We start from the raw sequence: 12,916 nt of genomic DNA, 5'->3' as shown, positions 1-12,916 counted from the left end.
CGTAGCCGCAGCCTGACAGCAGCGGCTAGAGTGACGGGGGTTTACTGATTGGCCAGCTTCTCGGACTTGCCGTCGTAGCGCTTGCGCCACTCGGTGAGGATGGTGTCGCGGTTCTTCGACGCCCAGGCAAAGTCGTTCTTGATCAGGCGCTGCTCGTAGTCAGCGGGCAGTTCGGTCTGCGGCTTGGCAATGCCTGGCTGGGCCAGCACGGCGAAGTTTTCCTTGTACAACTCCATCGCCGCCGGGCTTGCCGAGAAGTCAGCCAGCTTCTTCGCCGCATCCGCGTGCGGGGTGCCCTTGATCACGGCGGTGGCCTCGATTTCCCAGCCCAGGCCTTCCTTGGGCAGGATGATGTCCAGCGGCGCGCCCTGGCGTTTGAGTTGCACGGCCGGGTACTCGAACGAGATGCCGATCGGGAATTCACCCGACGCGGCCAACTTGCACGGCTTGGAACCGGAGTGCACGTATTGACCGATGTTCTGGTGCAGATCGTCCATGTACTTCCAGCCCTGCTTCTCGCCATAGGTCTGCAACCAGGCGCTCACGTCGAGAAAACCCGTACCCGAGGAGGCCGGGTTAGGCATGACGATCTTGCCCTTGTACTCAGGCTTGGTCAGGTCCTGCCAGCTCACCGGCTTGGTCAGCCCTTGCTTCTCGGCCTCCACGGTGTTGAAGCAGATGGTGGCGGCCCACACGTCCATGCCTACCCACATCGGCGGGTTGGCGGGGTCGCGATAGTGTTCGCCAATCTTGGCCAGGTCCTTGGGCGCATAGCCTTCCAGCATGCCCTGCTGGTCGAGGATCGCCAGGCTGGACGCCGCCAGGCCCCACACGGCGTCGGCTTGCGGGCGGTCTTTCTCGGCCAGCAGCTTGGCGGTGACGATGCCCGTGGAGTCGCGCACCCACTTGATCTCGATGTCCGGGTTGACCTTCTCGAACGCTTGCTTGTAGGCCGTCAGCTGTTCGGGCTCCAAGGCGGTGTACACGGTCAGTTCAGTGGTGGCCGCGCTGGCCTGCAGACTGAAAGCGGCAACAATGGCAGCGACAAGTGCAAGTGGCTTGAACATGGTGCGGTTCCTGAGTCAGTGGAAGTCAGAGTGAGGTGCAGCAATCAATCAATGGCCCGGGGCGCCCTGGCGCCAGGCCTGGGACCGGCGCAGCAGGCCGCGCGATGCCCATGCCAGCAGCAGGGAAACGGCCGCCGAGGTCAGCAGAATCAAGGTGGACATGGCTGCGGCCCCGCCGACGTTGCCGGCGTCATCCATGTTCAGCACAGCCACGGCCGCCAGGATGGTGTCGGGGCTGTAGAGGAAAATCGCCGCCGACACAGTGGTCATGGCCGATACGAACAGGTAGCGAATGATGTCCAGTAGCGCCGGCAGGCAGATGGGTACGGTGACCCGCAGGTAGTGGCGGTACAGCGGCGCCTTGAGCGACAGCGCCGCAGCTTCGAACTCGCCGTCCAGCTGGCGCAAGGCGGTGGTGGCGGTCATCTGCGCGGTGGTCATGTAGTGAGCGATGGTGCACACGATCAGCAGGGTCATGGTCCCGTAGAACACATGCAGCGGGTTGCCGCCCAGGTTGAAAAAGAACACGTAGCCCAAGCCCAGCACCAGGCCCGGCACGGCCATGGGCACAAAGCTGAGCATGCGCAGCGCCAGGTTCAGTTGGCGCATGCCCTGGGTTTTTTCCATCAGGTAGGCGCCGGTGAAAATCACCGCGCTGCCCACCAGTGCCGTGCCCACGGCCATCCTCACGCTGTTGCTGTAGGCCAGCCAGCCACCGCCCGCGGTGGTGTCGAACTGGTAGTGCACCAGGGACAACGACAGGTTGTAGGGCCAGAACTTCACCAGCGAGGAATACACCGCCATGCCCACCACCAGCAGCAAGGCCGCGCTGATCAGCATTACCACCGCCAGGTAGCACGCATCACGCAGCCTTGATGGCGCGGCACGGAACACCTGGGCGCGGCCGCTCATGCCTTGGCCGTGGCGGCGCCGCAACCAGGCATCCACCGCGAAGCTGAACAGCGCGGGCAACAGCAGGATCATGCCGATCAGCGCCCCGCGGCCGAACTGCTGCTGACCGACCACGGCCTTGTAGGCCTCCAGCGCCAATACCTGATAGTCACCACCCACCACCACGGGCACGCCGAAATCGGTGATGGTCAGGGTGAACACCAGGCAGGACGCGGCGAATACGGCTTGGCGGGTGGCCGGCCAGGTGATGCTGCGGTAGGCCCGCCAAGGGCTGGCGCCCATGCTGGAGGCGGCATCAAACAGCCGCGCATCGGCCAGCGACAGGGCCGACAACAGGATCATCAGGGCGTGGGGAAAGGTGTAGATGGCCTCGCCCAGCACAATGCCCCAGAAACCGTAGATATTGTCTGCCACCAGCCCGCGCAGCAGGCCCTGGTTACCGAACAGGTAGACCAGGGCAATACCCGGCAGCATCGACGGTGCCAGCAGCGGCAACAGGGAAATGCCCCGCCACACGGCCTTGCCAGGAATGTGAGTGCGTTGCAGCGCATAGGCGAACAGGTACGCCAACGGCACGACAATGGCGGCCACACTGAACGACACCTTTAGGCTGTTGCCCAGCAACCAGTGAAAATTTTCGCTGGCCACCAGCGCCTGGGCCGCCACTAGCCCGCCGCCCGCCACAGGCGTGAAGCCACGCCAGAAGATGGCCAGCAACGGCATCAACACCGCCACGGCAAGAAAGGCCAGCAACAGCAGTTTGCCGCCTACCACGAACAAACGGTCACCCAGGGCGGCCGACGAGGACTGGGCCGGTGCTTTCGCACTCGTCACCGGCAAACTCATCTGCACGGCCATCTCAGGCAAACACCTGAAGACTGCGCGGCGGCAAGGCCACCCAGATATCCGGGCTGCCCAGGCGCGGCATGGACTCGGGAGCCACTTCGGCCAGCAAGGCATGGCCCGGGAACTGGTTGAACTCGAAGCTCATGCGGCAGCGGTTGCCCAGGAAGGTGATCTCGCGCACCCGTGCCGGGAACAGGTTTTCTTCATGCACCGGCGGGTTCACGCTGATGGCCTCGGGGCGGCAAAACAATCGGCCACTGTTGGCCCGGTTGGCGTCGGGTGCCAGGCGCATATTCATCTCACCCACCCGCGCGTGGCTGTCGCTGCTGCGTTGGAACGGCAGCCAGTTGCCCTGGCCGACGAATTCGGCAACGAACGGCGTGGCCGGTTTGTCGTAGATTTCCTGGGCGGTGGCGTACTGCTCGACCTGGCCGTTGTTCATCACGGCAATGCGGTCGGCCATCAGCATGGCCTCGTCCTGATTGTGGGTAACCATCAGGGTGGTGATGCCCAGTTGGCGTTGCAGCTGGCGAAGTTCGGTGCACAGGTGCTCGCGCACTCGGGCATCGAGGGCCGACATCGGTTCATCCAGCAGCAGCAACGAAGGCGCCGGAGCCAACGCCCGGGCCAGGGCTACCCGCTGTTGCTGGCCGCCCGAGAGCTGGCCGGGGAATTTCTTCTCACTGCCCAGCAGGCCAACCAGCTCCAGCATGTCGCCGACGCGCTTGCGCACCTGGTCGCGGCTTTGCCCGGACAGGCCGTAGGCGATATTGGCTTCCACGCTGAGGTTGGGAAACAGTGCGTAGGACTGAAACAGGATGCCGTAGTCCCGTGCCTGGGGCGGTAGCGACGAGATGTCCCGGTCGCCGATGTACAGCTGGCCACGATCCTGACGTTCCAGGCCGGCGATGCAGCGCAACAGCGTGGTCTTGCCGCAGCCCGAAGGGCCCAGCAGGCACACCAGCTCACCGGCGGCAACGTCCAGCGACACCTCGTTGAGCGCAGTGAAGGCACCGAAGCGCTTGTGAATGCCGTGCACTGACATGTGCGCGCCGGGGACAGGAGAATGGTTCATGGACGGACCTCATCTAGCAGATGGGCTCATCCTAGGCAGCGATTGCGAACGTCGCATGGCAGCGGGGCAAAAGCTGCCGATAGTGGTATTGGTGGATTTGGGTTGTAACAACGGATCCCGAAAGCAAGCTGAGAAGGCGCGCAACGCACGCCCGCGATCGGCTTGCCGCCGCCGGGTCAGCCCAAGGCCGATACTTCCTGGGCCAGGCCCAGGAAGGCCGCAGGCAGTCGCGCGTGGCGGCGCTCTTTCAAGCAGTAGAGGTATTCGTGCATCACCGGCGCGTTGTCGATGGTCAGCACCTTGAGCTCCGTGTTGTGCGGCACTTCATGTCGGGCAATCAGGCTGATGCCGATATTGCGCAGCACCGCTTCGCGAATCGACTCGCGGCTGCCGATCTCCAACAGCGTGCCGTAATGGACCTGTTCGTCCTTGAGCCACTGCTCGGTCAGGCTGCGCGTGGTGGAGCCACGCTCGCGCACCAGCAGGCACTGCCCGGCCAGCGCGCTGAGGGGCACCTGGTTATGCACGGCCAACGGGTGATTGCGATGCACCGCCAGTACCAGGGGGTCGGTACCGAGCACCCGGCGGATGAGCCGCGCGTCTTCCAACAATTGCGACGAGGCTGCAATGTCGACCCGGTACTCCTCCAGCATTTCCAACACCTGCTGGGAGTTGCCGATCTCCATCGACACCTCCACCTGCGGCAGGCGTTCGCGAAAGATCTTCACCAGGTCGAGAATGTAATAAGGCGCCGTGGCAGCAATGCGCAGGGCCCCTTCGCCCTGGCCACTGTTGCGCAGAAAGAACTCGATATCGGCTTCCTGCTGCAACAGCGCTTTTACCATGGGCAGCAGCTTGGCACCGTCATCGCTCAACGTCAGGCGCCGGCCGCCGCGGAAGAACAGCTCCACCGCATACTGGCTTTCCAGGTGGCGAATCTGCGTGGTCACCGTAGGCTGGCTGAGGCTCAGCTTCTTCGCAGCCAGAGTAATGCTGCCCAGCCGGGCCACCATGTAAAACGCCTTCAGCTCGGCACTGAGCATCACTACCTCTTCATTTGCGCAACAGCCTCAACCCATTGAACACCACCAACAGGCTGACGCCCATGTCGGCGAACACCGCCATCCACATCGTCGCCACCCCGGCGAAGGTCATGGCCAGGAACACGGTCTTGATCACCAGGGCCAGCACGATGTTCTGCGTGAGTATCGCCCTGGTTTGCCGCGAGAGCCTGACGAAAGCCGGAATTTTACGCAAGTCATCGTCCATCAGCGCCACGTCGGCGGTCTCGATGGCCGTGTCGGTACCGGCGGCCGCCATGGCGAACCCCAGTTCGGCGCGGGCCAAGGCCGGAGCGTCGTTGATACCGTCGCCCACCATGCCCACCCGGTGCCCCTGGGCGTACAGGTCTTCGATGGCTTGCAACTTGTCGGCCGGCAGCAGGTTGCCGCGAGCCTGATCAATGCCTACCTGGGCGGCGATGGCCTGGGCGGTGTGCGGGTTGTCGCCGGTCAGCATCAGGGTCTTGATGCCCAGCGCATGCAGTTCTTCGATGGCCTGGCGGCTGCTGTCCTTGAGAGTGTCGGCCACGGCGAAGAAGGCCAGCGCGCCGTGGCTGTCGAGCAATACCACCACGCTTTTGCCCTGGCGCTCAAGCACATCCAGCTGCGCTTCCAAGGTCGGCGAGCACAGGCCCAAGTCTTCCACCAGGCGATGATTGCCCAGGTGATACACCTGGCCGTTGACGCTACCGCGCACGCCACGACCCGCCAGCGCCTGAAAATCCAGCACCTCAAGCAAGGTTTCTCCGGCCTCCACCGCAGGCCGTGCAATGGCTTGCGACACCGGGTGATCAGAACGCACCGCCAGGCTGGCGGCAATCTGTTCGGCGGTTTTCGCGTAGGCCGGGTCCAGTGGCACGAAGTCGGTCTGCACCGGTTTGCCGTGGGTCAGGGTGCCGGTCTTGTCCAGGGCCAGGAAATCCAGTTTGTGGCCGCTTTCCAGGTACACGCCCCCCTTGATCAGGATGCCCTTGCGCGCCGCAGCCGCCAGGCCGCTGACAATGGTCACCGGGGTGGAAATCACCAGCGCGCAGGGGCATGCCACCACCAACAGCACCAGCGCCCGGTAGATCCAGTCAAACCAGGCACCGGTCAGGAACAGCGGCGGCAGTACCGCCACGGCCAGGGCCAGGACAAACACGGCAGGGGTGTAAATTCGGGAAAAGCTGTCCACAAAGCGCTGGGTAGGCGCCCGTACACCCTGGGCCTGCTCCACGGCGTGGATGATGCGGGCCAGGGTCGAGTTGTCGGCCAGGGCAGTCACCCGGTATTCCAGTTCGCCGGCCTGGTTGATGGTGCCGGCGAACAGCTTGTCGCCCATGGCCTTTTCCACTGGCAGGCTTTCGCCGGTGATAGCGGCTTGATCCACGCTGGATTGGCCACTGCTGACCTCGCCGTCCAAGGCAACGCGCTCGCCGGGCCGCACGCGCACCACTGCGCCCAGGGCAATTTCCTTGGCATCCTGCTCGCGCCACTGGCCGTCGGCCTGCTGCACCGTGGCCCGTTCAGGGGTGAGTTGCAGCAGGCCACCAATGGCGTTGCGCGCGCGACTCAGCGAGCGCGCCTCGATCAGTTCGGCCAGGGTAAACAGGAACATCACCATGGCCGCTTCCGGCCATTGGCCAATCAGCAGCGCGCCGGTCACGGCGATGCTCATCAGTGCGTTGATGTTCAGGTTAAGGTTTTTCAGGGCTATCCAGCCTTTTTTGTACGTGCCCAGGCCGCCACTGACAATCGCCAGCAGGGCCAGCCCGGCTATTACCCAGGTAGGCGCCAGGCCGCTGAAATGCGCGACTTCCGACGCCACTGCCGCCACCCCGGACAGCGCCAGCGGCCACCAGGGCTTGCGTGCCGGCGCATCGGTTTCGGCGCTGGCGCTACCCTGTTCGTCCAGTGGCTGGGCCGTCATGCCCAGCGCGGCAATGGCCTCGATGATCGGCTCATGGCCGGCCAATACATGGCGTACGCCCAATACCCGGTTAATCAGGTTGAACTCCAGCGCTTCAACGCCCGCCAGCTTGCCCAGGCGGTTCTGGATCAGCGTCTGCTCGGTGGGGCAGTCCATCTGGTCGATGCGGAAACGGCTCAAGCGCGCGGCGGCGCTGGCCTTGCCGCCCAGGTTCACCGTGGCGGGAGCTTCGCTGGCGCAGCAACCACCATGGGCATGCCCGCGAATGGCCGCGTGCTCATGCTTGTGATCATGATCATGATCATGGTCGTGTTTGTGGCTATGGGTTGGCTGGCTCATTGGTCAGGTCCGTGAAAGTGCCTGTTGCCAAGTGAACACCCTGTAGCCACTATAGGGTCAAGCACCTTTGGAGGGCGCAGTGATGAAAATCGGCGAACTGGCCCGGGCCACCGACTGCCAGGTAGAAACCATCCGCTACTACGAGCGCGAGCAACTGCTGCCGCCCCCGGCCCGCAGCGACGGCAATTACCGGCTGTACACCCAGGCCCATGTGGAGCGGCTGACCTTCATCCGCAACTGCCGCACCCTAGACATGACCCTGGACGAAATCCGCAGCCTGCTGACCCTGCGCGACAGCCCCCAGGACCAGTGCGAAAGCGTCAACACGTTGATAGACGAGCACATTGACCACGTACGTGCGCGAATCGAGGGCCTGATGGCCTTGCAGGCGCAGCTGCTGGAATTGCGCCAACGCTGTGGCACCGTGGGAGAGAACGACCAGTGCGGGATTCTCCAGCGCCTGGAAGTCACCGGCGCGGTGACGGCGCCGGAAGCCGAGCATTCACATGTGGGCAGGAGCCACGGGCTGTAGCAGCGGCCCGAAGGCCGCGTCATGGGCGCTGCGGATCAACTCGCCTACTGCATTGGCCGCCGGCCACAGCCTGGCGACAGCTGCCAGGGGATATCAAATGGCGACAGGCGCCTTGATCGCTGGGTGCGGCTCGTAGCCGACGATTTCGAAGTCTTCGAACCTGTAGTCGTAGATCGACGCAGGCTTGCGCTTGATGTTCAGCGTCGGCAGCTTGCGCGGCTCGCGGGCCAGTTGGGTGTGGATCTGTTCCATGTGGTTGGCGTAGGCGTGGGTGTCGCCGGTGGTGACAATGATCTCGTGGGGGATCAGGTCGCACTGCTGGGCCAGCATGTGGGTCAGCAAGGCCAGGGCCGCGGTGTTGTACGGCAGGCCCAGGAACACGTCAGAGCTGCGGATGTACAACTGCATCGACAGGTGCCCTTCATTGACGAAGGCCTGGTACAGCAGGTGGCACGGCGGCAGGGCCTGGCGGCCTTCGGCGGCGTTCTGCTGCGGGCTCTTGGACTCGTCGGGCAGGTACTCGACGTTCCAGCCGTGGAACAGGATGCGGCGGCTGTTGGGGTTGTTCTTCAGGGTGTCGACCATGTAGTCGATCTGGTTGATGGTCTTGCCATCCTTGGTTGGCCAAGCGGTCCACTGCTCGCCGTAGACCGGGCCCAGGTCACCGCTTTGTGTGGCCCATTCGTCCCAGATGGTCACGCCATTTTCGTTCAGCCACTTCACGTTGGTGTTGCCACTGAGCATCCAGATCAGCTCGTTGGCAATGCTTTTGAAGTGCAGCTTCTTGGTGGTCAGCAGTGGAAAGCCGTCGGCCAGGTTGTGGCGGTACTGGCGCGCGAAGACGGCCTTGGTGCCGGTGCCGGTGCGATCGCCCTTGGTCACGCCATTGGTGATCACATCGGTCAGGAGATCCAGGTACGCTTTCATTGAGGCCTCAAGTCGGTCGCCAGTAGCCGCGACCGTTTACAGAATAGGGAAACAAAAAGGCGGGGCCTGCGCCCCGCCCGTCAATCACACCGCGGCGCTTTTCGGCGCGGCAGGCCGGTTGTAGGCCCACCAGATCAAGCCTAGACCACCCAGGATCATAGGGATGCAGAGGATCTGGCCCATAGTGACCCAGCCAAACGCCAGGTAGCCCAGTTGCGCGTCGGGCACACGGACGAATTCCACCACGAAGCGGAAGATGCCGTAGAACAACGCGAACATGCCGGACACCGCCATGGTGGGGCGCGGCTTGCGCGAGAACAGCCACAGGATAATGAACAGCGCCACGCCTTCAAGCGCGAACTGGTAAAGCTGCGACGGGTGACGCGGCAATTGCGCAGGGTCGCTCAGCGGCGGGAAGATCATGGCCCACGGCACGTCGGTAGGCTTGCCCCACAATTCGCCGTTGATGAAATTGCCGATACGCCCGGCGCCCAGGCCGATCGGTACCATCGGGGCAATGAAGTCCATCAGTTCGAAGAACGACTTGCCGTTCTTGCGCCCGAACCACCAGGTGGCCAGCATCACGCCGATCAGGCCGCCGTGGAAGGCCATCCCCCCTTTCCATACCTCGAAGATCAGCGTGGGGTTGTCGAGGTACACCTTCAGGTCATAGAACAGCACGTAGCCCAACCGCCCACCGACGATCACCCCCATGGCGCACCAGAAGATCAGGTCGGAGAGTTTCTCCTTGGTCCAGGTGGGGTCGAAGCGGTTCAGCCGGCGCGATGCCAGAAACCAGGCAGCGCCGATGCCGATCAGGTACATCAGGCCGTACCAGTGGATTTGAAGCGGTCCGATGGCGACGGCCACCGGGTTGATCTGCGGGTAAGGCAGCATTGCGACTCCTTGACGTGGACAGGCGGCAGGACCGCCCCTGGCGTTCCCGAGTGGCCACGAGGGCGGGAAAAACCGAAACTATGCCCGGCCCGCTCGCCCCCTGCCATGAAACTTGTGTCAGTGAAAACAGGAGCGCATGGTAACGGATGGGGGCATTTGCCTCCACTGTAGCGGGACGGAGTGCGAGTAGCGTGAACCAAAACACAAGGCCAACCTTATGTGTCTGATTGTATTTGCCTGGCGCCCCGGGCATGCCGTGCCGCTCATCCTGGCGGCCAACCGTGACGAATTCTATGCCCGCCCCAGCCAGCCTCTGGCGCACTGGCCAGAGGCCGAAGGCGTGTACGCCGGGCGTGACCTGGAGGCAGGCGGAACTTGGCTGGGGCTGGGGCCGAACGGTCGCTTCGCGGCGTTGACCAACATCCGCGACCCGGGCCAGCCGCTGGGGCGACGCTCGCGCGGCGACCTGGTTGCGCGTTTTTTAACCAGCTCGATGACCATCGACGACTATCTGGACGATATCGCCAGCCGGGCCTCGGAATATTCGGGGTTCAATCTGTTGCTGGGCGCCTCGGGGCGCTTGTGCTATTTCAACCAGCGCGAGCGCCACGGCAAAGATTTATCCACAGGCGTGTACGGGCTTTCCAATGCAGGCCTGGATACGCCGTGGCCGAAGTTGCTGAAAGCGCGCGGCGCACTGGCCGAGCACTTGCACAAGCCACAGCCGGAAACGCTGCTGAACCTGCTGAAGAACGCCGACCGCGCCGCTGACGCCGAACTGCCGGACACTGGCGTGGGGCTGGCCACCGAATCACTGCTTTCCAGCGTATTCATTGCCAGCCCCAATTACGGCACGCGGGCGAGTACGGCGCTGATAGTGGGGGCTGATGGATCGCGGCGTATCGTGGAGCGCAGCTTTGGGCCGTATGGCGGTGCGCTGGGGGAGGTGGACCTGCTGGTTGGGGGGTGAACCCTTCTTGGACACGGTCCGCTCCTACAGGGTTTTTCACGAACCTGTGCAGGAGCGGACCGTATCCGCGAACCAGGCGCCGCGAACTAAAGGGTCTTGGGCCCCGCCGGGTTGATCATGCGTGCCAGCCCCAGGTTCTTCAGGGCCAGTTGCAGTGAGCTGTGGATAACCTGCGGGTTGTCGATTTTCAGCAGTTGCGCCAGCAGTTCCTTGGCCTTGCCCAGGCTGATCTGGCGCAGCATCCACTTCACTTTCGGCAGGTTGGTGGCGTTCATCGACAGGCTATCGAAGCCCATGGCCATCAACAGCACTGCCGCCGCCGGGTCACCGGCCATTTCACCACAGATGCTCACCGGCTTGCCTTCGGCATGGGCCTCGGTAACCACGTGCTGCAAGGCCTGCAACACCGCCGGGTGCAGGTAGTCATAGAGGTCGGCCACCCGCGGGTTGTTGCGGTCCACGGCCAGCAGGTACTGGGTAAGGTCGTTGGAACCCACCGAAAGGAAGTCCACCTGGCGCGCCAGCTCGCGGGTCAGGTACACCGCCGCCGGAATCTCGATCATCACGCCCACTGGCGGCATCGGCACGTCGGTGCCTTCGTCGCGCACTTCACCCCAGGCGCGGTGAATCAGGTGCAGCGCCTCTTCGGTCTCGTGGGTGCCGGAAATCATTGGCAGCAGAATGCGCAGGTTGTTCAGGCCTTCGCTGGCCTTGAGCATGGCACGGGTCTGCACCAGGAAGATTTCCGGGTGGTCGAGGGTGACGCGAATGCCGCGCCAGCCCAGGAACGGGTTGTCTTCCTTGATGGGGAAGTATGACAAAGCCTTGTCACCGCCGATGTCCAGGCTGCGCATGGTCACCGGCAGCGGGTGGAAGGCGGCCAGTTGCTCGCGGTAGATGGCCAGCTGTTCCTTCTCGCTGGGGAAACGCTGGTTGATCATGAACGGCACTTCGGTGCGGTACAGGCCCACGCCCTCGGCGCCTCGCTGCTGGGCTCGAGCCACATCGGCCAAAAGGCCGGTGTTGACCCACAGGGGCATGCGGTGGCCGTCCAAGGTCACGCAGGGCAGTTCGCGCAGGGCGTCGAGGCCTTGGGCGAGCTGGCGCTCTTCCTCCACCACTTCGGCAAATTGCTTGGCCAGCACTTCACTGGGGTTGGTGTAGACCTCGCCCTTGTAGCCATCGACGATCATCTGGATGCCGTCGACCTTGGAATACGGCAGGTCCACCAGGCCCATCACCGTGGGAATGCCCATGGCGCGCGCCAGGATCGCCACGTGGGAGTTGCCCGAACCCAGTACCGATATCAGGCCCACCAGCTTACCTTCCGGCACCTCGCCAAGCATGGCCGGCGACAGCTCTTCGCTGATCAGGATGGTATTGTCGGGGTAAACCAGGGTTTGTTGCCGGGCTTCCTGCAGGTAGGCCAGCAGGCGACGGCCCAGGTCCTTGACGTCCGAGGCCCGCTCGCGCAAGTAGGCGTCGTCCATCAGTTCGAAACGGTTGACGTGCTCGGTGACTACCTGGCGCAGCGCGCCCTGGGCCCATTGGCCGGTCTTGATGACATTGGTCACCTCGCTGCCCAGCGATGCATCGTCGAGCATCATCAGGTAGACGTCGAACAAGGCCCGCTCTTCGGGACGCAATTGCGTGGCCAACTTCGCCGAAAGGGTGCGCATGTCATTGCGAACACCTTCAAGCGCGGTCTGGAATAACTGCAATTCGGCGGTAATGTCGGTGACGGCCTTGTCAGGCACCACGTCGAGGTCGGCTGGCGGCAGCATGACCACTGCTGTACCCACTGCCGCCCCCGGCGAGCCAGGCACGCCCACGAACTTGGCTTCCTGGATGCCCTTGCCCTGGCGGCCCAGGCCCCGGATCGAACCCGTGGCCTCGGCGTGGGCGATAACCCCGGCCAGTTGCGCACTCATGGTCACCAGGAAGGCTTCTTCGCCCTCGTCGAACTGGCGCCGCTCCTTTTGCTGGATGACCAATACCCCCACCACGCGACGGTGATGAATGATGGGCGCACCCAGGAAGGAGGCAAAACGTTCTTCCCCGGTTTCGGCAAAGTAGCGGTAGCGTGGGTGGTCGGCGGCGTTTTCCAGGTTGAGCGGTTCTTCGCGCGTGCCCACCAGGCCCACCAGGCCTTCGTTGGGGGCCATGCTGACCTTGCCGATGGAGCGCTTGTTCAAGCCCTCGGTTGCCATCAGCACGAAACGGTTGGTTTCCGGATCAAGCAGGTAGACCGAGCAGACCTGGCTGCCCATGGCCTCTTTGACGCGCAGCACAATGATCCCCAACGCCGTCTTGAGATCCTTGGCGGAGTTGACTTCCTGGACGATCTTGCGCAGCGTATTGAGCATGGCTCGGGGTCGAAC

The 12,916-nt window shown here is 63.6% G+C and carries 10 protein-coding genes; 2 read left to right on the top strand and 8 right to left on the bottom strand.

Going from position 1 to position 12,916, the window contains the following annotated elements; translation table 11 throughout:
- Positions 1-41: 41 nt before the first annotated feature.
- From PMM47T1_RS00665 to PMM47T1_RS00645, 5 genes are all read right to left on the bottom strand, one after another.
- The gene (locus PMM47T1_RS00665; RefSeq protein ID WP_008364806.1) at positions 42-1,067 is read right to left on the bottom strand and encodes a putative 2-aminoethylphosphonate ABC transporter substrate-binding protein; all 1,026 of its coding nucleotides are present in this window, start codon (positions 1,065-1,067) and stop codon (positions 42-44) included.
- A 48-nt stretch (positions 1,068-1,115) separates the two neighbouring features.
- Positions 1,116-2,837, bottom strand: a complete 1,722-nt coding sequence (locus PMM47T1_RS00660) for a putative 2-aminoethylphosphonate ABC transporter permease subunit (protein ID WP_008364804.1) — start codon at positions 2,835-2,837, stop codon at positions 1,116-1,118.
- A 1-nt stretch (position 2,838) separates the two neighbouring features.
- Complete coding sequence (locus PMM47T1_RS00655) at positions 2,839-3,900, bottom strand: putative 2-aminoethylphosphonate ABC transporter ATP-binding protein (RefSeq protein WP_008364803.1); 1,062 nt, start codon at positions 3,898-3,900, stop codon at positions 2,839-2,841.
- Between the two features lie 176 nt (positions 3,901-4,076).
- Complete coding sequence (locus PMM47T1_RS00650; RefSeq protein ID WP_008364800.1) at positions 4,077-4,943, bottom strand: LysR substrate-binding domain-containing protein; 867 nt, start codon at positions 4,941-4,943, stop codon at positions 4,077-4,079.
- Between the two features lie 10 nt (positions 4,944-4,953).
- Positions 4,954-7,209 (bottom strand): heavy metal translocating P-type ATPase, encoded by a 2,256-nt coding sequence (locus tag PMM47T1_RS00645; protein WP_008364799.1) that lies wholly within the window; start codon positions 7,207-7,209, stop codon positions 4,954-4,956.
- An 82-nt stretch (positions 7,210-7,291) separates the two neighbouring features.
- Between PMM47T1_RS00645 and cadR the strand changes: the two genes are divergently transcribed.
- Positions 7,292-7,741 carry a Cd(II)/Pb(II)-responsive transcriptional regulator gene (gene cadR, locus PMM47T1_RS00640; RefSeq protein WP_008364797.1) on the top strand — a complete coding sequence of 150 codons (450 nt, stop codon included), beginning with the start codon at positions 7,292-7,294 and terminating at the stop codon, positions 7,739-7,741.
- A 93-nt stretch (positions 7,742-7,834) separates the two neighbouring features.
- Here cadR and PMM47T1_RS00635 read toward each other — a convergent pair whose 3' ends face one another.
- Positions 7,835-8,668: a thymidylate synthase gene (locus PMM47T1_RS00635; protein ID WP_008364795.1), complete on the bottom strand. Its 834-nt coding sequence runs from the start codon at positions 8,666-8,668 to the stop codon at positions 7,835-7,837.
- A gap of 84 nt (positions 8,669-8,752) precedes the next feature.
- Complete coding sequence (lgt, locus tag PMM47T1_RS00630) at positions 8,753-9,565, bottom strand: prolipoprotein diacylglyceryl transferase (protein WP_008364792.1); 813 nt, start codon at positions 9,563-9,565, stop codon at positions 8,753-8,755.
- A 217-nt stretch (positions 9,566-9,782) separates the two neighbouring features.
- On the opposite strand from lgt, the gene PMM47T1_RS00625 reads away from it, so the two are divergent.
- The gene (locus PMM47T1_RS00625) at positions 9,783-10,535 is read left to right on the top strand and encodes an NRDE family protein (RefSeq protein ID WP_008364790.1); all 753 of its coding nucleotides are present in this window, start codon (positions 9,783-9,785) and stop codon (positions 10,533-10,535) included.
- An 86-nt stretch (positions 10,536-10,621) separates the two neighbouring features.
- Here the strand turns inward: PMM47T1_RS00625 and ptsP are convergent, their stop codons facing one another.
- Positions 10,622-12,901 carry a phosphoenolpyruvate--protein phosphotransferase gene (gene ptsP, locus PMM47T1_RS00620; RefSeq protein WP_008364789.1) on the bottom strand — a complete coding sequence of 760 codons (2,280 nt, stop codon included), beginning with the start codon at positions 12,899-12,901 and terminating at the stop codon, positions 10,622-10,624.
- Positions 12,902-12,916: the final 15 nt, after the last annotated feature.

This window comes from Pseudomonas sp. M47T1, from assembly GCF_000263855.1.
Classification (GTDB): domain Bacteria; phylum Pseudomonadota; class Gammaproteobacteria; order Pseudomonadales; family Pseudomonadaceae; genus Aquipseudomonas.
This window is presented reverse-complemented; position numbering and strand designations above follow the sequence as displayed.